This is a genomic window from Mucilaginibacter sp. P1_D10 (assembly GCF_056406215.1).
Genome location: NZ_JBFUAP010000001.1, coordinates 511,509 through 538,363 on the forward strand (window position 1 = coordinate 511,509; position 26,855 = coordinate 538,363).

Consider the following 26,855-nt stretch of genomic DNA (forward strand, 5'->3'; position numbering starts at 1 on the left):
GTTTTTGAATAGTTGTGTATGCCATCAATCTGACAGTAATTTTTGCAGGTTTTCTGCATAAGCTTGCTCATTGAAATATTGCAGGCATTTTTGCTGAAGTGCCTTGCGGGCAGCCACCGTTAAGGGCTGCAATAAATGCTCTGCTATTTGCTTTTCAAGCTCCAGGTTGTCATCGGGGTCTATCGCGGTGCCCAGTTCGCCGTTTTTAACGGCATCCACGCTGCCATCCGCATTGCCACATATCACAGGGAGGCCGCAGGCAAGAGCTTCGATGAACACTATGCCGAAACCTTCCTTTTTGCTTGGCAAAACAAACAGATCGGCCAGCAGGAAATGATTCGCCAATTCTGCTTCGTCTATAAAACCGGTGAGTATCACATTGTCAGTAACGCCGTTTGCCTCAATTAGGCGTTTAACGCGCCGGCCTTCAAATTCATCGTACTTGCCGGAGATGATGTACTTAATGCTGGGGAACCGATGTTTCAGTTTTGCTACTGTAATAATTACGTTATCGTATCCCTTATATTTTTCAGTAGATGCCAGGCGTGTCAGCGTAAAAATAACGGGGGTTGCATGGGTAAGTCCGTAGCGTTTTAACAGGCTATCGGGCTTAGCCAGGTTGGCGGGCAATTCTATAAAAGGGTCTATAGCGTTATTCAATACCTCGCATTTGCTGCCATCGGCACCATGCAGGCTTATCAATTTATCTTTGGTAAACTGGCTTACGCAAATTATCTTATCGCAATGCTTCAAGAGCAATTTTTTATGGAAACCAAGCGGGCGCCAAACCTCTATGCCATGGGCTATCAACCAAATCTGGCATTTAGGTTTTAGGGTTTTTATAAGCAACCCAATTACAGCAAAGTTTATATGGCTCAAAATAACCGTATCGTTCTTGCCGGCATCAAGCAAGGCGCTTAAAACAAAAGAAGCTTTGTTTTTATCAAAACCCTTGAAGTTTTCGGCCCGGATATATTGCCGTTGCAAATCGGCATCTGCATCGTAAAGCGAGTGGAGTTTTAGGCCCCAACTATTTTTTTGGCATATATGCTGCAGCGAAAAAGCAAGTGTGCGGGCCATTTTTTGTATGCCGCCCGTGGCGCTAAAAGTTTGTAAAGTTAAAAGGTGGATGTTTTTAGGCATTCTTTTGTATTTGATAAAGAGCGTATGCCTTTGACCAATGCCCCTTACCTTGTTTGAAATTGTTGATTATTGCTTTGGCGAATTTGCCTTGATAAGAACTTTCATCCGCAATATACCGATTATTTTTCATCCACTGCTGCAGCGGGAAGGTAAAACCCATTTTCGGCCTGTTCCACACGGGCTCGGGCAATAGCGCTTTAAAACTATCAATCAATATCTTTTTCGGCCTATCTCCCGCAAAACGTAATTCAGGGTTTATCTGCTGTGTAAAAATACCCAGGTCCTCATCCAGGAAAGGCACCCTAACTTCCAGCCCGTGGCTCATGCTCATTACATCGGTATCCCGCAGTAGTTGGTTTTGCATATACATGTTGGTTTCAAACCACGACGCATGCAAGCCATCGTATTTGCCGATAGCAGGTAATGGGCTTGAACCGAATAAAATGGTGTTTACCTGCCCTTCGCTCATGTTGAGTATTTGCGCAATATCTGCCGTAGTATAAAGTCCGCGCAGGAACAGGTAATCTGCTGCCGGGTGTTCGTGCGCCAAATACGCCAGTCGTTTGTAATTATTTGCCGGGATATGGCTTGCTTTGGCTAGCACGGCTTTGGGAAGCATCCTAAGGTATCTTATCCATTTTATCCTTTCGAAAGACGGGTACCCCCCGTAAAGCTCGTCGGCCCCCACGCCGGATAGTACGGCTTTCAACCCGTTGTCGTGTGCGTATTTACTGATGAACCACGAATTGATGCCATCGGTAGTAGGCATATCCATTGCCGTAAGGATATTGGGGAAATGTTCTTCAAAATCCTGTTTTTTAACCAGATGGTTAAAGTTCTCCCCATTGAGATGGTTTACTACCGTGTTTTGATACAAGCGCTCATCGTAAGATTTTTCGTCGAAGAATATCGAAATGGTTTTAAGCTCCTGTTTTTGCGAGTTGGCCAGCAATGCGATGATGGCAGAATCGATACCGCCGCTTAAGAAAACACCGAGAGGAGCATCGGCTATCAGCTGCCTTTTAACCGCACTTTGTAAATTTTGGTAAATGCCTTCCTCCGCAGCGTGTCTGTCTGTTATGCTAAAGGCGGGCTTATCTGCAACAAATTTGTGTAGGGTATAGTTGCCATTTTTTTTTCTGTGCAGGTAATGCCCTTTTGGCAGGCTTGATACCTCTTTTAAGGTTGTATGTGGCTCTGGTATATGCCCATAGGCCAACAGCCAAACAGGCCATCTCAGGTCTGTTTCTGGCGCTATGCCGGCTGCCTTAAATGCTCTTATTTCTGATGCGAATGCCAGGCTTTCGTTTATGGTGGAATAGTAGAGCGGTTTTATCCCGCCCGAATCGCGCACCAGGAAAACCTCTTCCCCGGCGGTATCATACAAAGCGAACGCGAACATGCCCCTTAATTTATCGAAAGCGGATACGCCCCAATATAAATAAGCTTGTATGATAACCTCTGTATCCGTTTCGGAGTTAAATTGGGCGCCTAACTTTTTAAGCTCCTGCTTCAGCTCCGGGTAGTTGTAAATTTCTCCGTTAAAGGCTATCCAGGCTTTTTTGGCGCTATCGGCCATTGGCTGGTGGCCATTCTTGCTTAAGTCTATTATCGAAAGCCTGCGGTGCCCAAAAACCAGGCTTGCATTTTCATCCTCAAAAATGCCTGCATCATCGGGCCCGCCGTGTTGCATGGCGTTGCACATGGTGTTTACCAGTGCTTTTGATTGCCCTTTACCGGCCTTGGTTGAAACTATTCCTGCTATACGGCACATATTTTATCCGGTCGGGCACAGCTTCGCCCCGTAAGTCACATTATTTATTTGTAACTTATTGATATTTATTGTTTTATTTATTGTGCACTATCAAACTTGCACGCTATTGTTGCTTACGTCTCTACGCCCTGTTAACGAAAGAGGCTGCCATGTTTACTACTATGGAGCAGCCCAGGCTTTCTAACCGAAGCAATAACTGCTTTTGCGAGCGGTAGGCAATCATCTCGCCGGCTAGGCCTTTTAGGGGGCCCGCCTTTATCCTTATTTTTTCTCCGGGTTGCAAATGCTCTTCGGTTACTTCCAGTTCTAAGGCGCTTGCCAGCAATAACTTCAGGTCTTCAATTTGCTTATCGGGCATGGCGCTTACCCGGCCCGAAAAATAAATAAAACGAGCTACGCCTTTTGTCATCAAAACTTCGGCTTGCTGGTTTTCTGCAATATGTACAAATAGGTAAGATTTTAGCAGTGGCTCCTCCACCCACTTCTTGCGATCGCTCCACTGCTTTAAGCGTTTCTGCAGCGGCAGATAAGCTTCTACACCTTTGCTTATTAGAGAAGCGTAGGCTTTTTTTTCTGCCCGGGGGTTTGTGTACACCGGGAACCATCGTTGCTTTCCGGCATCGTTATTTAAAACCATGCGTGTAAAAAAACGAAATATTTATTTAAACCAACGTTTTATATTCCACCATTTTTTCTTTTCATCATCTATGTAGTAGCCCGAAGATTCGTAATTGCCGCTATAGTCTGAGTAATAGTAATAACGGTTGCTGTAGTCGCCGGTGAACCTGGTGGTGTAATACCGGGAGTGCAGCAAATCTTCGGCAAAAGCATTCAAAACAATTACCGTGTTATCCAGGTGATACTCTTGCGCAATGCGTTGCGGTATAGTTGCCGAGTAGTATTTAGATTTGCCGGAACGTATTACGAATATATTAATATCGCTCATACGGATAAGCGGGATAGAATCTGAAACCAGGCCGATAGGAGCCGTATCTATCATGATAATATCATACTTCAGGTGTAGCGCGGTAATCATTTCTTTCATCCGTTCGGAATGCAGCAATTCTGATGGGTTTGGCGGCACAGGCCCCGATACAATGAAATCGAGGTTCTCCTGTTCGGAATGGGAAATAATATCTTCCAAAGCAGTTTGGTGCGCAAGATAACTGCTAAGCCCGGTATCATTGGGTACCCCAAAGGTGCGGTGCAGTTTAGAGCGGCGCAAATCGCCGGCTATCAAAATAACTTTCTTATCTATAAGCGATAGCGTACTGGATAAATTTACCGCCACGAAAGATTTCCCTTCGCCCGCTACTTCTGATGTGATGCAGATAATTTTACTTTTCTTTTCGGACGCGATAAAACTAAGGTTGGTGCGCACCGAACGTACAGATTCCGCAAATATCGATTTGGGCTTGCTTATAGCCAGCACTTGTGTATTATCTTCGTCTAATGTGTCGGGGAATCTCCTTATTACGCCGATGATGGGTATGGCGGTAAGGCTCTCTATGGTTTCTTTATCGTAGATGTAAGGGTTTAATACCCTAATCAGGATAATAAGGCCCAGGCCCACTGCTAAACCAAAAATGATGGCCGTGCGGTGGATATCGTGCTCGTCCGGAGATACCGGCGAGAAATTAGGTTGCGCTCTCTCGATGATAGTTGCTCCCGGCAATATGCCCGATCTTGTTATCTGCGCCTCCAACTTTTTCTCGGATAAAAAAGAATACACCTTTTCGCTTATCTCAAAATCGCGCCTTAAGCTAATCATGTCGCGCTCGGCACCTGGAAACATGGATATTTGTTTGTTTACCACGGCAAGCTGCGAGGAAAGGAAGTCCATATTCCGCTTAACGGTAGTGTAAGTATTAGTAAGGCTGTTTAGGGCCGACGATTTTATCTCCAGGATGTTTTTGTTGATAGCTTGTATAGGCTGAGAATTGTACGTATAAGTTTTTAATAAGTCGGTGCGCGCGTTCAACAAATTATCTAATTTGGTAATTAACGCCGCTAAGTTGGGGTCTACCTGCCCGCCACCGGCATCGAAATTCAGGTTCAGGTTGTTTTTTTCCTTGCTTATTTTGTCTTTTACGTCGTTTATGGCTATTAATTGCAGCTTCAGGATGGATTGCTGGGCTTCCAGCTCTTTTGCCTTGGTAAGGGCGGCATCGGCAGCGGCGTTTACTTCCATCAGCTTGTTTTTCTGCCTGAAAATCTCTATCGATTTTTCTGAGCCTTTTACTTGTTCAGAAAGGTATTTTAGCTGGCTGTCTATAAAATCGATCATCTGCGTGGCAGATTGCGTTTTGCGGTTGCGATCGTATATCAAATACTCATTCATAACCGCGTTTAGTGCATCTGCAGCAAATTGGGGGTTGGCGTCGGTAACTTGTATAGCCAATACGTTTGAGTTTTTTGCGGTTTCTGCAACGCGCAGGCCGCCGCGTATCCGCCATACAAAATCTTCGGGCGCATTAAATTTGAACAGGATAACCGAACTTTTATTGATATCGCCCGGGTACCTTATCATGAAAGTAGTAGGCCCCAGGGTTATGGGCTTATTATAACTGCAATTTTTTACTGTTTCTTTCCCCGCTATTTTGTAGGTAAGCGAAAAATTATTTTGGTTCAAAGGCTTATACGATATGATGTCGCGGTAAAAATTAAGGCTGTCGAAATCAACTTTTTCTATATCGAGCGGTTTTTGCGGATAGAGCTCACTGGTGCGCACACGGCCTTCTACAAAAAAGCTGATAGGGTAATTAAGGTCGTTTACGGCGTTTAAGATAACGGCAGGGCTTTGCAAAACAGACGTTTCGCTTTGTATACGTGAGGGTCCCCTGTCTGACGTGGCCAGCACGTTCGAAAGGTCCGCAATTTCTGATTTCTTCTCCTCCAGCTTCATGATACCGCCTGTAGCAAAAGTTTTTGGGGTGTACCAGACATAAATGTACGACCATAAAACAAAAACGGCCAGCGAGCCAGCCACCCAATACCACCTGCTTATTAATATCTTGCCAATCTTGAAATAATCCACTTCCTGGTTAGGAAGTTTTTTCTGGAGATTTTCTGTTTCTTCCATTATAACCTGCTAAGCGTAAGTAAAATTAACGCCGTATTCAGTACAATTAAGGCCGGCTGTATTATCGTATTTAAATTTTGAAGCTTATCAGCGCGAATGGCTCGTTTATTTTGGGCAACGTATATCACGTCGCCATTTTGTAGTATGGCGCGTGGGTCTGTTATTGAATTTACATCGCCCAAGTCAACTTCAATTACGGTTTTTTGCGTGCCATTGGTTCTGATGATCTTGATGTTTGTTTCGTTAGCACCAGCGGTAAGCCCACCTGCCTGGCCAATAAGCTCAATCAGGGTGGTATTATCTTTCAATAGCGGAAAATTGCCTTGCGATGCGGCCTCGCCAAAAAGTGTCACCTTTAAGTTCACCACCTTTATGTCAAATATGGGGTCTTTCAGTAATGTGGAGCGGTAAAGGCCTTCGATTTTTTTCGCGGCCTCGGGGCGGGTGAGGCCTGCAATGGGTATGTGACCTAAAGCCGGCAGGGCCACAGTGCCATCTTCGTCAACCTCAAAGGTTTGCCCTTGCGACCCCCCTTGCGAGCCACCGCCCGAACCTGCTGCCGAAGCAGGCACTTCATCAACTATATATTTAATGTTTTGCAGGTTGCGTATTTGCAGTACATCCCTTGGCTGTATGCGATAGGTACTTGCAACCGGGAAGTTTTTTAAAATGGCGGTATCTGTAGCTGCACTGGTTACCTTTGCGTTTTTAAAAAGCATATGGCTTTGCTTATACGAGCACGAGGAAGCAAAAAACAGTAAAACAACTATGCAAACAGAATATATTACACGCATACACATTGCCGCCAATGTTATTGATATATTAGACGACGATGTCAAAAATACATATTTTGCGCTTAAATAATTGTTTTTTTCCAAAGTGGGCGAATTAAAAATATCAATCATAACGGTTTGCTACAACGCCGCAGACACTGTAGAGCGCTGCATAAAATCGGTTATCAGCCAATCGTACAATAACATCGAATACATCGTAATCGACGGAGGGTCTACCGACGATTCGTTAACTATTATCAATAGTTTCAAACACAAAATCAACATTTTGGTTTCTGAGCCCGACCACGGGATATACGATGCCATGAACAAGGGAATTGCCCTGGCAACGGGCGATGTGGTGGGAATGTTGAATGCTGATGACGTGTTTGCCGGCGAATGGGTAATAAGCGAGATAGCGGCCGCATTCGAAGAACATAAAACAGATATTTTATATGCCGACCTCGATTATTTGAAACAAAATAAGGATATTTTACGTAAATGGAGGTCAGGGGTTTACAAACACGGGATGTTTAATAAAGGTTGGATGCCCCCTCACCCTACCTTTTATTGCAAGAGAGGCTTGTTTGGCCGTTTTGGGGATTATAGCCTCGAATATGGTACAGCTGCCGACTACGAGTTGATGCTTAGGTTTATACATGTAAACAAAGCGAACGTTTTTTACCTGAAAAAGGTAGTTGTTAACATGTTTGCGGGCGGTGTTAGTAATAATAGCCTTATCGGGCGTGCTAAAGTATTATTTTTGGATTTGAAGGCGATGCGAGAAAGCCAGATAGATTTTCCAATTATCGCTTTGATTTACAAACGGTTAAAAAAAATTAAGCAATTTTTCTAATTTATAGGATATATAATGATATTTGCAGCAATGCAGCGATAATTAAGTGCCCCCTCACTAACTATACATGCCAGAATATATAAATACATATTTTATTTATTACGCTTTGATAATCTTGTTCTCAATTTTGATAACATGGCTGTCAATCCCCTCAATTTTACATGTTGCGCGCACCCGCCATTTGTATGACGATGTGGGCCATTTCCGCAAGCAACATGATCATGGTATCCCGCGTTTGGGCGGCGTAGCCATATTTGCCAGTTTTACCATCACCCTCTTGCTATTTAGCATGATTGATAAAAGCCTGCCGCTTAGCGATTTGCTCACTTCCAGTATCGTACTATTTGCAATGGGGCTTAAAGACGATCTTTCGGGCGTTAACTCAAGCACCAAATTTTTAATACAATTTTTTGTAGCAGCCATATTGGTGCTGCTGGGCGATATTCGCTTTACCAGTATGTATGGCATTTTTGGCGTGTACGATATCAGCTACGTAGCAAGCGCCATTATATCTATCTTATTCATTGTGCTCATCGTAAACGCTTTCAATTTAATAGACGGTATAGATGGCCTCGCCGGTACCACCTGCATAGTGGTGAATGGCACGTTTACAATCTTGTTTATCTACATTAAGCATTATGAATTAGCGGCTATTTCGCTGGCGATAGTGGGCGCAGTAATAGGTTTTTTGCGCTACAATATTACACCCGCCAAAATATTCATGGGCGATACAGGCTCGCTGCTCATCGGCCTTATATCGGCTATTATGGCGGTTAGGTTTATAGAAGTAAACAAAATAACTACGCACAACAACTTAGCTGTCTACTCGGCCCCGGCCTTAACGTTTGCAATCCTCATCGGGCCGATATTTGATACTTTGAGGGTTTTTATCCTGCGCATCATGAAAGGGGTATCGCCCTTTACAGCCGACCGCAACCACATACACCACCGCGTATTGCGCTTAGGTTTTACGCATTTGCAAACTACCTTGATATTGGTGGGCGTCAATATTCTGACTATCGTTATTGTGCTGTTTTTTACCAGCATGGGCAATTTTGTGTTGATGACCTTGATATTGCTGAACTCGCTGGTATTTAACTGGGGCATAACCATCTGCCTGCGCAGCAAAGAACGCGAAGGCTTCGCCCTACGTAACCTGTTTGCCTAAAATGGCATTCGCCCGATTTTCCTCGTTTTAATTTTGCTTAGTTTTGCATTCCTAGTCATACAATTATGAGGATAGCAATTAACGGTTTTGGCCGTATTGGCCGTGTTTTTTTAAGAGCCGTACTCCAGAAACAAAATATAGAGGTTGTAGCCATAAACGACCTTGCCGATACCCCAACCCTCGCGCATCTTTTTAAATACGATTCTGTTCACGCTGGCTTTAAGGGAACGGTTACATCTGCCGCAGATACCCTTACCATAAACGGCAATGCGATAAAAATTTATCAGGAAAAAAACCCGGTAAACTTGCCCTGGGCGCAACTTGGAGTGGATTTGGTTATAGAATCTACAGGTAAGTTTATTTCTGCCGAGGGTGCCGGCAAGCACCTTCAAGCTGGTGCAAAGCAGGTTGTCATATCTGCCCCGCCTGCCGATAGGAGCGTGCCTACAGTAGTGTTGGGCGTTAACGATGGCGAAGTTGATTTGCGCTCGCCCATCCTCTCCAACGCCTCCTGCACCACCAACAACGTGGCCGCCATGGTAAAGATATTGGATGACAACTGGGGGATAGCCGATGGCTACATTACCACCGTACACTCTATGACGGGCGACCAGAATCTGCACGATGCCCCACATAAAGATCTGCGGCGGGCAAGGGCGGCATCCGCATCTATCATCCCAACCACAACCGGGGCGGCAAAGGCTATTACGAACATATTTCCGCATTTGGAGGGCCGGCTGGGAGGGGCAGGCATACGCGTACCGGTACTGAACGGCTCGCTTACCGATTTTACTTGCAGCTTGAAGAAATTACCTACTGTGGAAGAAATAAACACGGCCTTTAAAGCAGCTGCTGATGGCCCAATGAAAACCATTTTAGAGTACACAGAGGACCCCATCGTGTCTGTTGATATATTGGATAATCCGCATAGTTGCATATTTGATGCGCAGCTAACTTCTATTGTAGGCGGGTTGGTAAAAGTGGTTGGCTGGTACGATAACGAGAGCGGTTACTCGGCCCGCCTGGCCGATTTGGTAGAAAAAATCAGCCTTTTGCCCAAATGATAAAATTTATAACCGCCGATGATGTGTTGCCGTTACGCAACGAGGTATTGCGCGAAGGCACGCTTACGCTTAACGAATGCCGTTTCCCAAATGATGATGCCGAAGAAGCTTTCCACTTGGGTTATTACGCGGGGGAAGAATTGGCTTGCGTAGCATCGTTCCACCCTAAAGGTTACGAAGGGTATGAGGGCAAAGCCTACCAACTGCGCGGCATGGCCACTGCTGCGCAGCACCGTGGCAAGGGAATGGGCAATATGGTGGTCAACTTTGCCATTACCTACCTGCGGGGGCAAAAGGTAAATTACATGTGGTGCAATGCGCGTAAAGTAGCCGTACCATTTTATATGGGCACCGGTTTCGAGGTGATATCACCTGTGTTTGATGTGCCCGGCATAGGGCCGCATTATGTAATGTATGTTAAGATACAATGAAGTTTTAAGCTGACGCGCACGCCTTTTTAACTTTGAGGTTGGCATTTCTAATAAAAATGTTCAATTTGCGCCCCATTCATCAAATCATACTTTAACAATATGAAAACAGTAGATCAGATAACATTCAACGGTAAAAAAGCCCTTATTCGCGTAGATTTTAACGTCCCTTTGGATAAAGACTATACCATTACCGATGATAACCGGATGACCGCAGCCTTGCCAACCATCAAAAAGATTTTGACCGATGGTGGCGCCGTGATATTGATGTCGCACCTGGGAAGGCCCAAAAATGGCCCTACCGAAGAATTCTCTTTGAAACATATCGTGCCCCATCTGTCAGATTTGCTGGGTCAACAGGTTCAGTTTGCTGATGACTGCATCGGTGCAGAGGCTGTTGAAAAAGCAAAGGCTCTGGATAAAGGAGAGGTTTTATTGTTAGAAAACCTGCGTTTTTACAAAGAAGAAGAAAAAGGCGATGTTGCATTTGCCGAGAAACTGTCCAAACTGGGCGATATCTATGTGAACGATGCATTCGGTACCGCTCACCGTGCCCACGCATCTACCGCTATCATCGCACAGTTTTTCCCCGATGCAAAATACTTTGGCTACCTGATGGCCGCAGAGTTAACTAATGCCGAAAAGATACTGAATAATGCACCTAAGCCTTTCACGGCTATTATGGGCGGCTCTAAGGTGTCTGATAAGATAGAACTGATAGAAAAACTACTGGATAAGGTAGATAACCTGATTATAGGCGGCGGCATGGCTTACACCTTTGCCAAGGCCGATGGCGGCAGCATAGGTACCTCGCTTGTTGAGGCCGATAAACTGGAACTTGCGCTTAGCCTGCGCCAAAAGGCAAAAGATAAAGGCGTAAACCTGTTATTGCCGATTGATAACGTTATTGCCGATAAATTCGGCAATGATGCCAATACCGATATAGCCAAAACCGGCGAAATTCCTGACAACTGGATGGGTCTGGATATCGGCCCCGAGACTGTGAAGTTATTTAGCAAGGTAGTAGAGGAATCGAAAACCATCCTTTGGAACGGCCCCATGGGCGTATTCGAGATGGAGAAATTCCTGATCGGTACCAAAGCTGTTGCTGAAGCGGTGGCCAAGGCTACTGATAATGGTGCATTCTCGCTAATAGGCGGTGGCGACTCAGCAGCAGCAGTTGCCAAATTTGGCATGACAGAGGATGTAAGCTACGTATCTACCGGTGGCGGTGCATTGCTGGAGTACATGGAAGGCAAAGAACTACCGGGGGTAAAGGCGATAAACGAATAAGAAATTATTCTTTGTAATAAAGGAGCGGTGGGTTTTACCTGCCGCTTTTTTGTTTATATTGAGGGCACAATATTAAACGATGAAAAATTTATGCAAGCTGCTTTGTTTTTTTACCTGCCTGTTATCGGCCCCGGCTGTTGCGCAGGATTTCCCTTCGGCAGATTCCGTTTTAGCCAGGTATGTTGAAGTAATAGGCGGCAAAGCCCGTTGGGCGGCCATAAAAACATCGGAGTTTCATGTAAAGACAACGTTTGAAGGGCAGCCGTTGGACATACTGGTAATAAAACTGGGTCCCGGGAAATATTACCAAAGCCTTATTGGTAGCGGCATAGAGATAAAAGAGGTTTATAATAATGGCAAGGCTTACAATATTATCAATGGCAAGCAAGAGGAAGTAACCGACATAGAGCAATTGGATCATTACGAACTTCAATCGCAAATATTGCCGGATATGAGTTACGCACTGCTGAATTATAAGCGGGAGATGTTTGGCATAGATACTATAAACGGGGTGGAATATTATGTGGTGGTGCTTACCTCAAAAAATGGTTCACAAAATATCAATTACTATGAAAAAGCAACCGGCTTGCTGAAAATTATCGATAAAAAGGGACACAAACATTATATGGACGATTACAAACCTTTTAATGGCTGCCTGATACCTATGGTAATGATAGCCGATATGGGTGAGGGGCGGACGATGAAATCGAAAGTGGTAGATTGGCTGATCAACCAAAAAACAGATGCCTCGGTGTTCGACGTAAAACACGGTACAAACATCGCGCAGTAACCAAACCAGGCGGGCTAAATTGAGAATGATAGTACAAACAGTTTTGCAGGAGGAAGATTACTTAACCTACCTGCTATATTCGGCATCGAGAAGTAAACGCAGCAGGGCCAATCGAAGGCGGTCCTGGTTGGTTATAACAGGGGCATTTTTGGTAATCGGCTACTTTTTTTACGGAAAAGATAGCTTTTACAGTTACTGTTTTTTTGGCTTAGCGGTATTGAATTTATTTCTGTACCCGCTTTACCAGCGATATACTTACAAGAAACATTATCGCAAATTCGTAGCAGATAATCTGTCTTATCGCATCGGCAAAGAAAGCACTATCGATTTCGGCAGCGATGTTATCGAAACAAAAGATGTTACCGGGGAGAGCAAGTTCAACGTTAGCGAGGTTGCAGAGATAATTGAAATCAACACCCATTACTTCGTAAAACTACAGAGCGATGATGGTTTAATCATCCCCAAAACCGCAGTTGATAATCCCGACTTTGGAGAAGAGTTGCTGGCAATATTTGATAGGCCGGAAATTGTCCTCATCAGGGACTTGGATTGGGAATGGAAGTAAATCTTACAATCCGCAACTGCCATCTCCGGCATAATTGTTGGCACCTTTTTGTTGGGGAAATATGTAACTTTATATAAAAATAAAAACATGCCCGAGGTAACGATTACATACAAGAAGCCCGAGACCCTGAAAGTATTGAAAGGGCTGGCAAAGTATTTTGATTTTAAGGTATCCAATAAATCAAAAGAAAATAAATCTTTTGATGATATTTTAATTCCCGGAGATAAGAATGCAGATATATCGGCGTTGCATAGCGTATTTACCGGTAAAAATATTGATGCAAAGAAATTAAGGAGCGAATTGTGGCAGCGCAAAAAGTAATTTGTGACACAGATGCAATGATAGATTATTTGGATGAAAAAAATAGTCGTCATGAATTAACGAAACAAATTATTGAAGAGCAGATAGGTTTGGACAACGTCCTCCTTTCGGCAATCACAAAAATTGAATTGATAGCTGGTGCCACAAATAAGTCCGACTTACGTACAGTAAATAAAAATCTTGTCGGATTTGGACTGTTATTAATTAAAACAGAGATCACTACACTAACCATAGAATGTATTGAAACTTACAACCTCAGTCATGGCCTTGCGCTCCCGGATGCTTTCATTGCTGCCACTGCCCTGTATACCGGGTTTCCTTTATTCACCTACAACGTAAAAGATTATAAATTTATAAAGGGCTTGCAACTATATCAGCCAATAAGGCCGTAACCACCCCAACGTAACATATTTATATCAGCCCCAATGTTTAAGGGGCTTTTTTATTTTATTGCTTACTTTTAAAGCGTCGAAATTTTGCACCTGATGAAAAAATACGCCCTCATAGCTTTATGCTTTACCCTGTCTGCCTTATCCGTCTTTGCGCAAGGCGACGCAGCATACATAAAAGACAACTACACCAAGTATGAGTACCAGGTACCCATGCGCGACGGCGTAAAGCTGTTCACCTCGGTATACGTGCCGAAGGATCAAGCCAGGAAATATCCCATTATGATGGACCGCACGCCTTACAGCGTGGCACCATATGGGGCAGATAAATATAAAACAAGCCTTGGCCCCTCTCCGGCTTTTTTGAAAGATGGCTATATTTTTGTTTACCAGGACGTGCGCGGCCGCTGGATGAGCGAGGGGATGTATGAAGAAATGATGCCCGAAAAGGAGGTGCACAAAACGAATAAGGATGTAGACGAAGGTACCGACACCTACGACACTATCGACTGGTTACTGAAGAACCTGCCCCAAAATAATGGTAAAGTAGGGGTGTGGGGCATATCCTATCCCGGTTTTTATACCACTACGGCATTGCTTAGTCGCCACCCTGCGCTGGTAGCAGCATCGCCGCAGGCCCCCATTGCCGACCTGTGGCGCGACGATGGCTGGCACAACGGCGCGTTTTTCCTGGTGGCCAACTTTGGCTTTTACCCCGGCTTTACCAACCGGCAGGACGATAAACCCACCCAACGCCGCGGCGGCCGTTTTAACCCTGGCACCAATGATGGCTTTAAGTTTTTTATGGATATGGGCTCCATGAAAAACACAAACGATAAATATTTTAAGGACACCATCCGCCTGTGGAACGAGATGATGGACCACCCCGATTACGACCAGCATTGGAAAGACCGCAACGTATTGCCCCATCTGCACGATATTAAGACCGCCGTGCTGGTAACCGGCGGCTGGTACGATGCCGAAGACTTGTACGGAGCTATAAATACTTATAAAACACTGGCCCAAAAGAACCCCAAAACACCTGTTTACTTTGCCATGGGCCCATGGGTGCACGGCGGCTGGGCACGCGGCAATGGCGACCACTTGGGCGACGTCAGCTTCGGCGGGCCAACCGGACCGTATTATAGGGACAAAATTGAATTCGCGTTTTTTAGCCATTATCTAAAAGGTACGCCGCTGGATATCCCTAAGGTATCTACCTTCCAAACCGGCACCAACCAATGGAAAAGCTTTAACACCTGGCCACCAAAAGAGGCAGAGGACAAGAACCTGTACCTGTTGCCGGGTGGCAAGTTGTCTTTTACGGCACCAACGGCTGCCTCGGATGATTACAAGGAATGGGTATCAGACCCCATGAACCCGGTACCCTTCATCGATGGTGTCGATTTCGACATGAAGCGCGAGTACATGACAGCCGACCAGCGCTTCGCCGAACGCCGCCCGGATGTGCTTACTTATAAAACCGATGTGCTGGATGCCGATGTTACCATCGCCGGCAACATATGGGCGAACCTTAAATTTAGCACCACAGGTACCGATGCTGATTTGGTGGTGAAAGTATTGGATGTGTACCCCGATACCGCCGCCGCCAACCAGTTCACGGGCAAGGATGTAAACATGGCCGGTTATGAGCAAATGGTGCGCAGCGAACCTATCCGTGGTAAGTATCGTAATGATTTTTCGAAACCTGAGCCATTCGTGCCCGGCAAGGTAACCCCGGTAAACTTTGAGCTGCAGGATGTACTGCATACCTTTAAAAAGGGACACCGTATAATGATACAGGTACAAAGCACCTGGTTCCCGCTGATAGACCGGAACACCCAGCAGTTCCAGGATATTATGAAAGCCAAGGACACCGACTTTACCAAACAGACGCACCGGCTGTACACCTCCAAAGCGCATCCAAGCTTTTTGAAGGTGCGGGTGATGTAAGGGTTTACAATACTGCCCCTTTTGTTCCTTTTTTTGGCTGCCTGCAACGCGCCAAAGCCCCGGCAAGTGTTCACGGTGTGGCGCGTGAACATCGTGAACGTTTGCAAATAGTTAGTAATCAGGTTTTTGTAGATTTTAAAGTGGTGTCAAAATACTGCCACCACTACTGCGGTTACTATCTGCTACATTGGCGCAAAAAGGTTGCTGCTTCAACCCTCAACTTTTGCATCCTACATCCACACCAACAACGCCACCAAAGCAGTCGCCGCAGGCAAAAATTGCTTCATTAAAATTCCTTTGCTTGCGGTTAGTCCGCCATACAAGCCGGCCACGACTACGCATCCTAAAAAGAACAGGGCCACATTTTTACTCCAAACGACATCTCCTATTAGCAACGACCATATCAAGCCTGCCGCTAAAAAGCCATTGTAAAGTCCCTGGTTGGCGGCCAGCGTTTTGGTAGGTTCGAACAAATCCTCGGGGAAGCTTTTAAAGGTGGCTTTGCCCTTGGTGGTCCACGCGAACATTTCTATCCATAAAATATAAATGTGCTCTATGGCTACCAGGCTTATCAGTATCTGTGCAATAAGTTTCATACGTTTGGGTTTATTTGCCTAAGTTATAAAAATAGGCTAACCTTTATTATTCATCATTATGCAAACAGCCACCAACCTAAAAATCAATGCTATCCAGCACGTCGGCATCCCGGTAACTGATATTGCCAACTCGCAGACTTTCTATGAGCGCCTTGGCTTTGCCAATGTAATGCAGGCTGGCTTTGGTACTGAAGGCGCACGCGGTACTTGTGTAATGATGAAGCGCGAAAGCATGGTGATAGAACTTTACCAATTGCCCGAAACCGAATTGGCAGAGATAAAAACAAGGAGCAACGGCCATATCGACCATGTGGCATTCGATGTATCGGATATCGACGCAACATACGCAGTCATTAAACAGGCAGGTTTCAACATCATCGAGCCGGAACCCGTTTTCCTGCAATTTTGGGAGCGGGGCTGCAAGTATTTCAACATCACCGGGCCCGATGGCGAGCGGCTGGAGTTTAACCAGGTATTGTAGCAGCTTTAATAGCGGGCGGATGTAGCACTTTGCCAGGCTGCAGCGTAATGATAATAAAATAGATTGTATGCTTAAGAAAGTAACCCTGCTGCTATGCTTATCGACCTTTGGCATAGCCGCCTGCACCAAAAATAGCAAAAATACCGCTTGCAATATCCAACAGGCCTGCACCGAGGAATTTAGGTCATTCGGAATCCAATTTGTTAATAGTGCAGGCGATAACGTTGCAGTAAAGGATGTTACTGTTGTCAACTTACGCACAAACAAACCGGTTGTGGCCAGGAACGTGCTCGACCCCGGCTTCTCGCCAAATATTTATTTTGTTGCCACCGATAGCAATAAGGACGATTTTTCTGCCGAAGGCGATGAGGTGAAGATAACGGCTACCAGCACTGCTACCAATAAAACGGCATTCGCCATTGTTAAAATCAGTGGCGGAAGCTGCAATTGCCACATGAGCAAAATATCAGGTCCGGATAAAATAGTATTCTGACGGGCTCGTATTTAGCTCCAACATTTTCGGCGTTCTGTATCGTTATCGATAGCCCAATCGTAATATCTGTAAACTCCTTTGTTATGCTAAAAAAAATACCCCTGATATTGCTATTATTAGTCGCTGCGAGTTTCTCCGCCTGCGAAAAAAATAGCACCTCTGCTTGCGGCACGCAAAGCTGCACCGCGGTATATGCCTACGTTGGCGTTCAGTTTCAGGATGCAAGCGGAAGTTTCGCACCCGTTAAAGATGTGAAACTGCTAAACCTGCGCACCAACAAAGAAATCCCCTCGCCGCCTTATCCACCGGGTGTCGAATTTTTTGCAGGCTTCACGATGATTGCCTCTGATGATACCAAAAGCGAATTTTCTACCGATGGAGATGATATTCGCATTACCGCAACCAATAGCACTACAGGGCAGGTTAAATCGGCTGTGGTAAAAATATCCGGTGGCTGCAATTGCCACGTTAACAAAATATCCGGCCCGGATAGTATTGTTTTTGATTAAGCGGCGCGGTGCCGCCAACAATTGCCGTGTTTTGGTGTTGTGCCTAAAAAGCCGATGCCCATGAAACGCACCCTCTGCCTAAAAATACTTGCAGCAATAATTATTGTAGCAGGCTTTACAGCCTGCAGCAAAAAGCTTAAACCGGCTGGTTGCCCTACCGATCAGGTATGTACCATGATATTTACCACGCTCAGCGTGAATTTTGTGGATAAGGCCGGGAACCCCGTTACGGTAAAAGATGTAAAGGTGCTCAACCTGCGCACCAACGTGGCAATTTTAGCGCAGGGGATGGGTAGCATGGTGAGCCAGCCCGGCAAATACACCTTTGTTACCGATGCCAACAAAAAACAATTAAGCACTGAGGGCGACGACCTCAGGATAACCGCTACCAATGCGGCCACCAACAAAATGGTAACCGCAATCATCAAAGTATCCGGCGGGTGCAATTGCCACGTGGGTAAAGTATCCGGGGCGGATAATATCGTGTTCGAGTAAATGGTGGCGTGCGCTTAATAAAATGCGCAATCCTTTTTGTGGTTTAATTGTTAAACCGTAACATTACCATAGTAAACCGCTATTCATGAGTACTTTTAAAGGAATGCTTATTGCCTGCTGTATTTTGGCAGGTCTTACTGCCGACGCGCAAAAATCAAAACTATACCACGAACCATACCGCCCGCAATTCCATTTTTCGCCGGCCGCCAAATGGATGAATGATCCTAACGGCATGGTGTATTATAAAGGCACCTACCATTTGTTCTTCCAGTATTACCCAAAGGACATCGTTTGGGGGCCTATGCACTGGGGCCACGCCACCAGCAAGGATCTTATCCATTGGAAACAACAGCCTATTGCTCTTTATCCCGATAAACTGGGCTACATATTCAGCGGAAGCGCCGTGGTTGATGTAAACAACACCTCGGGCTTCGGCAAAAAAGGGCAGGTGCCCATGGTGGCTATATTTACGCATCATGATCCGGTGGGAGAGAAAGCCAATACCGATAACTTCCAGAACCAAAGCGTTGCCTACAGTCTGGACGAAGGAAAGACCTGGACCAAGTACGCAGGTAACCCCGTAGTGAAGAACCCCGGTATCCGCGATTTCCGCGACCCGAAAGTGAGCTGGTATGCCGCGCAACATAAATGGGTGATGACCCTGGCCACCAAAGACCGCATAACGTTTTACAGTTCGCCTAACTTAAAGGACTGGAAAAAGGAAAGCGAGTTTGGCGAAAAACAAGGCAGCCATGGCGGCGTTTGGGAATGCCCGGATCTATTCCCGCTAAAACTGAATGGTAAGGAGTATTGGGTGCTCATTGTAAGCATTGGTTCCGGTGCGCCGAACGGCGGCTCGGGTACACAGTATTTCATAGGGCAATTCAATGGCAATGCTTTTACCGCAATAGACGATAAAACCCGCTGGATAGATCAAGGGCCCGATGATTACGCCGGTATCACCTGGTCTAACACCGGGGCGCGTAAGATATTTTTGGGTTGGATGGCCAACTGGCAGTATGCCAACCAGGTGCCAACGGCAACCTGGCGCAGCGCCACCACCATCCCGCGAGACCTGGCCCTGAAACAAGTTAATGGCGATATATACCTGGCTTCTACACCCGTTAAAGAGTTATCGGGTATTGCTGCGAAAGCTATCGATGTGCCCGCAGCGGCCTTAAAAGGCGGCAGGGATATTGCCTCATCTATTAAACTCCCGGCGCTTTACAGCCTTAAATTCAAGATGGATGTTGCGGAGGACTATTTCATTACCCTGAATAACGATACCGGCGAATCGCTGGTGATAGGCTACAACAAAAAAGCCGACCGCTACTTCATCAACCGCGAAAAATCGGGCAAGGTGGATTTTAACAAGGAATTTGCCAAATGGAGCTTCGCGCCGAGGTTAGCCGCAGGTAAAGGCTCTTCGGTAGAGTTGATAGTAGACGCATCATCCGTGGAATTATTTGCCGATGGCGGTTTGAGCGTGCTTACCAGCACCTATTTTGCCACCAAGCCGTACAATCACCTCAGCATCCTAACCGTAAAAGGGGAAATAAAAGATGTCAAGATAACGCCGCTGAAATCGATTTGGTAGCTGAGTTTAGTGTGATAAGGAGGCACCTACGGAGCCCGGAATTTGTTGTAGGTTTTCTATAAACAGGGGGTTCCGTTGGAGCCGAAACGCGATGATTTCTGAACACTCCGTTAGGAGTATCCTGTTTATAGGTATAAAAAATAGAAATTTTGGCTCCGTAGGTGCCCCCTGTTCTTAGTTTACTCTAACACCACCGTCCTATTCTTGTAAACAAACACCCTATCGTCGAATACCAGCTTAAGGGCTTTAGCTAATACGGCTGTTTCTATTTCTTTACCGGCTTTTACCATGTCCTGCACGGTATGCGAGTGGCTGGCCGGGATAATTTGTTGGGCTATGATGGGGCCTTCGTCCAGTTGATCGGTTACGTAATGGGCGGTTGCGCCTATCAGCTTTACGCCGCGCTCGTGCGCCTGCCGGTAGGGGCTGGCACCTGCGAATGCGGGCAAAAACGAATGGTGGATATTGATGATCTTCTTATCGAACCTGCCCACGAAACCCGCCGAGAGTATCCGCATGAATTTCGCCAGCACCAGGTAATCATATTCATAGTCCGCAATACAATCGAGCATGCTTTCCTCAAAGCCCTGGTTATCGCCAACAAAGGGAATGTAGATGAACGGGATATCGAAACGGAGGCAGATATCCTGCAGGATGGTATGGTTGCCAATTACGCATTGCACGCTGGCGCCAAGGGTTTTGAAATAGTTGCGTACCAGTATATCGGCGAGGCAGTGGTACTCTTTGGTAACCAGCACGATGATCTTCTTCTCTGCATCGGGGTTTATCTTGATGATGGCACCATCGGGCAATAAATCCCGCAAATCATTTTCCAGTTCGATGGTATCATCGGTACGGTCGACTTCTATGCGCATGAAAAAGAGTTGCTCGCTCTTGTCCACATGCTCCTGCATAGAGATGATATTGAAAGCTTTTTGCGAAAGCAGGCCCGATATGGCCGCCACCAACCCTATGCGGTCGGTGCATTGTATTACTATGATCATTTAAGAGTCTACTTTAATTAAGCCGCCCCGCCTTATCCTGCCCGCTCCGAATTACGCTATTTTTTGGGATTAATGGAATTGTTATCACAGCTAAATTATGCTGCCGCTCCATAAAATCGATAAAACCGTGTCCAAATCGCCAAATCCCTCCCACTATCTCCCACCTGCCGAAATAACCCGGACCTATTGCTTTTTAAAAACCTTTACCGTGATAGCGCTTCCACCCAGGGTTATGGTATCCCTTAGCGTTAGCTGCAGTTTCCCATCAACAGTGGCAACCTCGCCGTTTTGCTTGCCACGGAAGTAGAACTTGTTGTTTTTGATGCTCCAGGTGGATTTTATGGTATCCGCAGTGCCCATGATTACGCCGCTTGATAAAGTGCAAGGAGATGAGCCTTTATAAAAGGCCCAGGAGGCGTTATCAGCCTTTAAAATCAATAGATTATCTGCCAGGCAGGGATTGATTGCAGTAGTGAAAGCACTCGCGCCAATGGTCTGATAGGAAGATAATGTATAGGTGCCAACTGCATCAATTTCAGCGGTTTTCTCTTTTTTACAGGTGCTAAGCAGGGTAATTGCTAAAACGCTTAGTATTAGTCTTTTATTCATATCGATTTAGGTTTCATAAACTCAAATATAGGCAAAAAAAGGCCACGAAAATGTTGAAAACTTTTTGGTGGGAAAAAGTGTTAAGAAGTGGAGAAAACTCTACTTTTACATTACTAAAATAGTTTACCAATAAGAATGTCCTATTTAACAGGTGAGTACGAATGCAAGTTAGACGCCAAAGGGCGGCTGATGATCCCTGCGGGCCTCAAAAAGCAGCTTCCCGAAGCTGATGCTGAGGGCCTTGTGATCAATCGCGGCCTGGAGAACTATCTTGTGATATACACCAAAAAAGAATGGGACAATAAATTGGATGAACTAAGCAAACTTAATCAATTCGACAGGAAAAGCATCCAGTTCGTGCGTTATTTCACGGCGGGCGCTACGGTAATGATGCCGGATAGCGCAGGGAGGGTGAACCTGCCGAAGAATTTGTTTGAGCATGCCGGCATCAGCACCGATATAGTGCTTACCTGCATGCTGAATAAGATAGAGGTTTGGGACGCTAAAGCGCACAAAGTGATGATAGCCAACGAGCCAGAGAATTTTGCCGAATTGGCCGAGGAAGTAATGGGTACTAAAAAAAGCGCGTAGATGAGTAATTACCATACCCCCGTTATGCTGCAGGAATGTATCGAGGCTTTAGAGATAAAGCCCGGCGGTACTTATGTAGACGTAACTTTTGGCGGTGGCGGGCATTCGCGCGAAATTATGAAGCACCTGGGCGAGGATGGGCAACTGCTGGCCTTCGATCAGGATGCCGATGCGCAGCAGAACAAGATAGATGATGACAGGTTTACCTTCATCGATCAGAACTTCCGTTACCTGAAGAATTTTTGCCGCCTGCACGGGGCTATACCTGTGGATGGCATATTGGCAGATCTGGGGGTGTCGTCCTACCAGTTCGACCAGGCCGAACGCGGTTTTTCTATCCGTTTCGATGCCGAATTGGACATGCGCATGAACCAGCAATCGGACCTGAGCGCCAAAGAGGTAGTAAATACCTACAGCGAGGCTGATCTGCACCGCATATTCGGCATGTATGGCGAGATACAGAATGCCAAATCGTTGGCCAATACCATCGTAACCGCAAGGCTCAATGGCCCCATCGTAACCGTGGCCGATCTGAAGAACGCCATCAGCAACCGCATCCCCAAAGGGAAAGAGAATAAATACCTGGCGCAGGTTTTCCAGGCGCTTCGGATAGAGGTGAACCAGGAGCTGGAAGCCTTGAAAGATTTCCTTGTACAATCGGCAGAGGTGCTGGCGGTAGGGGGCAGGCTGGTAGTAATGAGCTACCACTCGCTGGAAGACAGGCTGGTGAAAAACTTCATCGCCAAAGGCAAGTTTAGCGGCGAAGTGGAGAAAGATCTTTATGGTAACGATAACAAACCGCTGGATGCGGTGAGCCGTGGGGCTATCATTGCATCGCCAGAAGAGATAGCAAATAACAACAGGGCACGTAGTGCCAAATTAAGGATAGCTGTAAAAAAATGAGCAACCGTTTCCGCACAGAAATTCAGGAAGAAGAAGCTGAGAAGGAGCTTATCGTTGACGACAAACCCGCACAGGGTTTGCCCGATAACTTCTTTACCAGGTTCCTGAGAAATGGGGTCATCACTTCAGATGACGCTATAAGTGCGTTACCTTTTGTTTTTTACATCGCTTTTTTGTGCATGGTGTATATAGGTGCCAGGCACTTAACTGATAACAACATCCGCGAGATAGACAAGGTGGGCAACGAAGTGAAGAAACTGAGTGCCGAATATAAAAGCATACAAGCCGCGATGGCGTTTAAAACAACGCTTAGCGAGGTAGCCAAGCAGGCCGAGACGGATTCGCTGGGCATACACGCATCTGAGCAGCCGCCGCAGAAAATTACAGTAAAGGAGGGGGATGAGCAATGAGTATAAAGAAAAGCATACTGTTAAATGTGTACATCGCTTTCGGGTTCATCCTTTTGTTCGCCGGCGCAGTGGTGGTGCAGCTTTGCCGCGTGCAGCTGGTGCAGGGCGATAAGTGGAAGGCCATGGCGCACGAGAACTCTACCCGCGTAAAAATCATAGAGGCCGACAGGGGGAACATATTCTCTGCTGATGGCAGCTTGCTGGCAACATCGGTGCCCGAGTATGAACTGCATATGGATATGATGGCCGCAGGCATTGCCGATGATAAGACTTTCGACGAGCAGATTGAGCTGTTATCGGCACAGATGTCCAAATTCTTCAAAGATCAACCGGCCAGCGCATATTCGCGCATATTCCGCCAGGCACGTAAAGAAAAATCGCGTTACCAGTTAGTTAGGCGAAATGTTAGTTTCCAGGATCTGGCGGCTATACGCAAGTTCCCCGTGTTTAGTTTGGGCAGGTATAAGGGCGGTTTGATAGTAGATCTGCATAACAACCGCATACTGCCATACCGTTCGCTGGCTGCGCGTACCATTGGCTATCATAACGAGAATATCAAGAACCCGGTAGGGCTTGAAGGGGCATACGCCAACTATATAAAAGGCGAAAGCGGCAAGCGGCTGGAGCAACGATTGGCCGGCGGCGTTTGGATACCAGTAGACGAGGACCAGGACGTACAGCCAAAGGAGGGTGCGGATATCATATCCACCATCGATATTAATTTTCAGGATGTGGCGCAGAACGCCCTCAAAAAACAGTTGATAAAAGCCGATGCCGAGCATGGTACCGTTATTTTGATGGAAGTGCAAACCGGCGCTGTTAAGGCAGTCGCCAATTTTACCCGCATGCCCGATGGTACTTTTAAAGAGAAGTACAACTACGCCATAGCCGGCAACCAGGATCCGGGGTCTACCTTCAAGGTGGCATCGTACATGGCGCTGCTGGAGGATAGGATGGTTGATACCAACACCCTGGTAAATACAGGCGAATATAAAGTGCCCGGCAATAGCCATGTCATAAAAGACTCGCACGGCAGCATTGGGGTGGTTACGGTAAAAAGGGCGTTCGAAGAATCGTCAAACGCGGCGGTTGCTTTCCTGGTAAATAGAGCCTATACCGGTAACCAGGCGAGGTTTACTAATCACTTGTACAACTGGCACCTGAACGAACCGATGGGCCTGCAGATACCCGGCGAGGCAACACCGGTAATAAAAAACCCAAAAAACGCCAGCTGGAACAAAAACCTTACGCTGCCGCAGATGGCCTATGGATACGAAATGCAGATGACGCCTTTGAAGATGCTGAGTTTCTACAACGCTATAGCCAACAATGGCAGATACATATCGCCCATTTTCGTGACAGAGATAAGGCGTTTAGGCAATACCATAGAGCGTTTCCATGCGCGCACCATCAGCGATAAGATATGCTCAGACCTCACCCTCAAAAAAATGCACGAGATGCTGGAAGGCGTTGTAAGCGAGGGTACCGGCAAAAACATCATCCGCAGCGATGTGTACAAAATTGCGGGCAAAACCGGCACCGCGCAAGTGGCAGATAATAATGGAGGCTATAAAACTGCCAAAAAACAATACCAGGCGTCGTTTTGCGGGTACTTCCCGGCAGATCATCCAAAGTATTCGCTCATTGTGGTAATCAACGACCCCAAGAACGGTTACTACGGTGCGCAGGTAGCGGGCCCGGCCTTCAAAGAAATTGCCGATAAGGTTTACGCCAGCACATTGGGTATAGACCGCGCGCCGGTGCGCTACGTAGGTAACACTACCCTGCCCAAAACAAAGGTGGGGAACATCAAGGCGCTTAAACAGGTGTATGGACAGCTTAGCCTTAAGCCATTATACGCATCCCTGAATAACAGCGTAGATACCAGTAGCGGCATTGCTTTTGAGGATAATAAAACAAAGGCCGGTACAGTGCCAAACGTAGTAGGCATGGGCCTTAATGATGCTTTGTATTTTATGGGTAATGCGGGGTATAAGGTTACGGTGCATGGCAGTGGCACAGTGAGCAGCCAAAGCGTTACAGGCGGCAGCCTGATACCAAAAGGATCAAAAATAACAATAGAACTGGAATGAGATACCTGAGCGATATATTGGAGGGAGTAGCATTTACCGAATTACAGGGTAGTGCCGATGTGGAGATATCTGCCATCGTGTTCGATTCGCGGCAGGTAGTGCCGGGTTCGTTATTCGTAGCACTTAAGGGTACCGTGGTAGACGGCCACGATTATATAGAGCAAGCCGTAAAAGACGGTGCTATTGCGGTTATATGCGAAGAACTGCCCGCCCATGTTACCGGCGAGGTAGATTTTTTGATGGTGAACAATTCTGCAAAAGCTTTGGGCACGCTTGCCGCTAATTTTTACGAGAACCCGTCATCCAACTTAAAACTGGTTGGGGTTACCGGCACCAACGGCAAAACAACCATCGCTACGCTGCTTTACAAGCTGTTTAGGGATCTGGGCTATAAATGCGGGCTGCTCTCTACGGTAGAAAACCAGGTGAATGGTCGCATTATACCATCAACCCATACCACACCTGATCCGGTGGCGCTGAACAAGCTGCTGGCCGATATGGTAGAAGAGGGCTGCGATTATTGCTTTATGGAGGTAAGTTCGCATGCTATAGCGCAATACAGGATAGAGGGGCTGAAGTTCTCGGGCGGGATATTCTCCAACCTTACACACGACCACCTGGATTATCATAAAACTTTCGACAGCTACCTGAAAGCCAAGAAGACTTTCTTCGATAACCTGCCGAAAAGTGCCTTTGCGCTAACCAATGCCGACGATAAGAACGGCAGCGTGATGCTGCAGAATACCGCGGCGCATAAAAAGAACTACGGTTTAAAAAGCATGGCCGATTACCGGGCACGCATCATAGAAAATCAGTTTGGCGGCTTGCTGCTGAATATAGATAACGAAGAGGTTTGGTTTAAGCTGGTGGGTACTTTCAATGCTTACAACCTGCTGGCGGTTTATGCTGCTGCATTATTGCTGGAGCAAGACAGGAGTAAAGTACTTATCAGCCTGAGCAAATTGACAGGTGCCGAAGGCCGTTTCGAGTACATCGTTTCGCCGAACAAGGTAATTGGCATTGTTGATTATGCGCACACGCCCGATGCTGTACAGAATGTGCTGAGCACCATACACGATATACGCAAGGGCAAAGAAAAGGTAATAACGGTGATAGGCTGCGGCGGCGACAGGGATAAAACCAAACGCCCCGTAATGGCAAAAGTTGCGAGCGAGTGGAGCGATAAGGTGATACTGACATCAGACAACCCGCGCACCGAGGACCCCGCCCAGATCATCAAAGATATGGAAGCAGGTATCGACCCGGCCTTCAAACGCCATTGCGTAAGCATAGCCGACAGGCGCGAAGCGATAAAAACCGCCTGTATGTTTGCCCAGCCCGGAGACATCATTCTGCTGGCAGGCAAAGGCCACGAGAAGTACCAGGACATCGGTGGTGTAAAGAACCATTTTGATGATATGGAAGAGATTTTAACCCAATTCAAAGAATTGAGTTAAAAGTGCAAAGGAAAAAGACTA

General features: G+C 46.4%; 28 protein-coding genes. 20 read left to right on the forward strand and 8 right to left on the reverse strand.

The window, feature by feature from the left end; genetic code table 11:
* Positions 1-24: 24 nt before the first annotated feature.
* The 5 genes from AC1DYT_RS02300 to AC1DYT_RS02320 form a co-directional block, all read right to left on the reverse strand.
* On the reverse strand, positions 25-1,143 hold the full coding sequence (locus AC1DYT_RS02300; RefSeq protein ID WP_477468030.1) for a glycosyltransferase family 4 protein: 1,119 nt from the start codon (positions 1,141-1,143) through the stop codon (positions 25-27).
* Complete coding sequence (gene asnB, locus AC1DYT_RS02305; RefSeq protein WP_477468031.1) at positions 1,136-2,917, reverse strand: asparagine synthase (glutamine-hydrolyzing); 1,782 nt, start codon at positions 2,915-2,917, stop codon at positions 1,136-1,138. Before asnB ends, AC1DYT_RS02300 begins: the two co-directional genes overlap by 8 nt.
* A gap of 121 nt (positions 2,918-3,038) precedes the next feature.
* Entirely contained in the window at positions 3,039-3,554 is a 516-nt protein-coding gene (locus AC1DYT_RS02310) for a UpxY family transcription antiterminator (protein WP_477468032.1), read from the reverse strand.
* A gap of 21 nt (positions 3,555-3,575) precedes the next feature.
* A complete protein-coding gene (locus AC1DYT_RS02315; protein WP_477468033.1) occupies positions 3,576-5,999 on the reverse strand; it encodes a GumC family protein in 2,424 nt (807 codons plus the stop codon).
* Positions 5,999-6,718: a polysaccharide biosynthesis/export family protein gene (locus tag AC1DYT_RS02320; protein ID WP_477468034.1), complete on the reverse strand. Its 720-nt coding sequence runs from the start codon at positions 6,716-6,718 to the stop codon at positions 5,999-6,001. Before AC1DYT_RS02320 ends, AC1DYT_RS02315 begins: the two co-directional genes overlap by 1 nt.
* A 145-nt stretch (positions 6,719-6,863) precedes the next feature.
* Here AC1DYT_RS02320 and AC1DYT_RS02325 point away from each other — a divergent pair, with 145 nt between their 5' ends.
* The 10 genes from AC1DYT_RS02325 (at position 6,864) to AC1DYT_RS02370 (ending at position 15,596) form a co-directional block, all read left to right on the forward strand.
* The gene (locus tag AC1DYT_RS02325; RefSeq protein ID WP_477468035.1) at positions 6,864-7,625 is read left to right on the forward strand and encodes a glycosyltransferase family 2 protein; all 762 of its coding nucleotides are present in this window, start codon (positions 6,864-6,866) and stop codon (positions 7,623-7,625) included.
* A gap of 106 nt (positions 7,626-7,731) precedes the next feature.
* The gene (locus AC1DYT_RS02330) at positions 7,732-8,793 is read left to right on the forward strand and encodes an MraY family glycosyltransferase (protein WP_477468036.1); all 1,062 of its coding nucleotides are present in this window, start codon (positions 7,732-7,734) and stop codon (positions 8,791-8,793) included.
* Positions 8,794-8,858: 65 nt separating this feature from the next.
* The gene (gene gap / locus AC1DYT_RS02335; protein WP_477468037.1) at positions 8,859-9,857 is read left to right on the forward strand and encodes a type I glyceraldehyde-3-phosphate dehydrogenase; all 999 of its coding nucleotides are present in this window, start codon (positions 8,859-8,861) and stop codon (positions 9,855-9,857) included.
* Complete coding sequence (locus AC1DYT_RS02340) at positions 9,854-10,288, forward strand: GNAT family N-acetyltransferase (RefSeq protein WP_477468038.1); 435 nt, start codon at positions 9,854-9,856, stop codon at positions 10,286-10,288. The genes gap and AC1DYT_RS02340 overlap by 4 nt, the downstream gene beginning before the upstream one ends.
* A gap of 99 nt (positions 10,289-10,387) precedes the next feature.
* Positions 10,388-11,578 (forward strand): phosphoglycerate kinase, encoded by a 1,191-nt coding sequence (locus AC1DYT_RS02345; protein ID WP_477468039.1) that lies wholly within the window; start codon positions 10,388-10,390, stop codon positions 11,576-11,578.
* A 79-nt stretch (positions 11,579-11,657) separates the two neighbouring features.
* Positions 11,658-12,368 (forward strand): hypothetical protein, encoded by a 711-nt coding sequence (locus AC1DYT_RS02350; protein WP_477468040.1) that lies wholly within the window; start codon positions 11,658-11,660, stop codon positions 12,366-12,368.
* Between the two features lie 25 nt (positions 12,369-12,393).
* Positions 12,394-12,933 (forward strand): hypothetical protein, encoded by a 540-nt coding sequence (locus AC1DYT_RS02355; protein ID WP_477468041.1) that lies wholly within the window; start codon positions 12,394-12,396, stop codon positions 12,931-12,933.
* A gap of 87 nt (positions 12,934-13,020) precedes the next feature.
* Positions 13,021-13,254, forward strand: coding sequence for a hypothetical protein (locus tag AC1DYT_RS02360; RefSeq protein WP_477468042.1), 234 nt, complete (start codon positions 13,021-13,023; stop codon positions 13,252-13,254).
* On the forward strand, positions 13,236-13,646 hold the full coding sequence (locus AC1DYT_RS02365) for a PIN domain-containing protein (protein WP_477468043.1): 411 nt from the start codon (positions 13,236-13,238) through the stop codon (positions 13,644-13,646). The genes AC1DYT_RS02360 and AC1DYT_RS02365 overlap by 19 nt, the downstream gene beginning before the upstream one ends.
* Positions 13,647-13,739: 93 nt before the next feature.
* Positions 13,740-15,596 (forward strand): CocE/NonD family hydrolase, encoded by a 1,857-nt coding sequence (locus AC1DYT_RS02370; RefSeq protein WP_477468044.1) that lies wholly within the window; start codon positions 13,740-13,742, stop codon positions 15,594-15,596.
* A 230-nt stretch (positions 15,597-15,826) separates the two neighbouring features.
* On the opposite strand, the gene AC1DYT_RS02375 is transcribed toward AC1DYT_RS02370, so the two are convergent.
* Complete coding sequence (locus tag AC1DYT_RS02375; protein WP_477468045.1) at positions 15,827-16,192, reverse strand: DUF1304 domain-containing protein; 366 nt, start codon at positions 16,190-16,192, stop codon at positions 15,827-15,829.
* 58 nt (positions 16,193-16,250) lie between these two features.
* On the opposite strand from AC1DYT_RS02375, the gene AC1DYT_RS02380 reads away from it, so the two are divergent.
* The 5 genes from AC1DYT_RS02380 (at position 16,251) to AC1DYT_RS02400 (ending at position 19,767) form a co-directional block, all read left to right on the forward strand.
* Complete coding sequence (locus AC1DYT_RS02380; protein ID WP_477468046.1) at positions 16,251-16,673, forward strand: VOC family protein; 423 nt, start codon at positions 16,251-16,253, stop codon at positions 16,671-16,673.
* 67 nt (positions 16,674-16,740) lie between these two features.
* The gene (locus tag AC1DYT_RS02385; protein WP_477468047.1) at positions 16,741-17,166 is read left to right on the forward strand and encodes a hypothetical protein; all 426 of its coding nucleotides are present in this window, start codon (positions 16,741-16,743) and stop codon (positions 17,164-17,166) included.
* 83 nt (positions 17,167-17,249) lie between these two features.
* Entirely contained in the window at positions 17,250-17,675 is a 426-nt protein-coding gene (locus AC1DYT_RS02390) for a hypothetical protein (protein WP_477468048.1), read from the forward strand.
* Positions 17,676-17,735: 60 nt separating this feature from the next.
* Positions 17,736-18,170, forward strand: coding sequence for a hypothetical protein (locus AC1DYT_RS02395; protein WP_477468049.1), 435 nt, complete (start codon positions 17,736-17,738; stop codon positions 18,168-18,170).
* 85 nt (positions 18,171-18,255) lie between these two features.
* A complete protein-coding gene (locus AC1DYT_RS02400; RefSeq protein ID WP_477468050.1) occupies positions 18,256-19,767 on the forward strand; it encodes a glycoside hydrolase family 32 protein in 1,512 nt (503 codons plus the stop codon).
* Positions 19,768-19,946: 179 nt separating this feature from the next.
* Here AC1DYT_RS02400 and purU read toward each other — a convergent pair whose 3' ends face one another.
* The gene (gene purU / locus AC1DYT_RS02405; protein ID WP_477468051.1) at positions 19,947-20,771 is read right to left on the reverse strand and encodes a formyltetrahydrofolate deformylase; all 825 of its coding nucleotides are present in this window, start codon (positions 20,769-20,771) and stop codon (positions 19,947-19,949) included.
* A gap of 183 nt (positions 20,772-20,954) precedes the next feature.
* A complete protein-coding gene (locus tag AC1DYT_RS02410) occupies positions 20,955-21,380 on the reverse strand; it encodes a hypothetical protein (protein ID WP_477468052.1) in 426 nt (141 codons plus the stop codon).
* Between the two features lie 135 nt (positions 21,381-21,515).
* On the opposite strand from AC1DYT_RS02410, the gene mraZ reads away from it, so the two are divergent.
* From mraZ to AC1DYT_RS02435, 5 genes are read left to right on the forward strand one after another with little or no spacing between them, the layout of a single operon-like run.
* Entirely contained in the window at positions 21,516-21,971 is a 456-nt protein-coding gene (mraZ, locus tag AC1DYT_RS02415; RefSeq protein ID WP_477460838.1) for a division/cell wall cluster transcriptional repressor MraZ, read from the forward strand.
* Positions 21,972-22,874 (forward strand): 16S rRNA (cytosine(1402)-N(4))-methyltransferase RsmH, encoded by a 903-nt coding sequence (gene rsmH, locus AC1DYT_RS02420; RefSeq protein WP_477468053.1) that lies wholly within the window; start codon positions 21,972-21,974, stop codon positions 22,872-22,874.
* On the forward strand, positions 22,871-23,284 hold the full coding sequence (locus AC1DYT_RS02425) for an FtsL-like putative cell division protein (RefSeq protein ID WP_477460840.1): 414 nt from the start codon (positions 22,871-22,873) through the stop codon (positions 23,282-23,284). Before rsmH ends, AC1DYT_RS02425 begins: the two co-directional genes overlap by 4 nt.
* A complete protein-coding gene (locus AC1DYT_RS02430) occupies positions 23,281-25,377 on the forward strand; it encodes a penicillin-binding protein (RefSeq protein WP_477468054.1) in 2,097 nt (698 codons plus the stop codon). Before AC1DYT_RS02425 ends, AC1DYT_RS02430 begins: the two co-directional genes overlap by 4 nt.
* Complete coding sequence (locus AC1DYT_RS02435) at positions 25,374-26,834, forward strand: UDP-N-acetylmuramoyl-L-alanyl-D-glutamate--2,6-diaminopimelate ligase (RefSeq protein ID WP_477468055.1); 1,461 nt, start codon at positions 25,374-25,376, stop codon at positions 26,832-26,834. Before AC1DYT_RS02430 ends, AC1DYT_RS02435 begins: the two co-directional genes overlap by 4 nt.
* Positions 26,835-26,855: the final 21 nt, after the last annotated feature.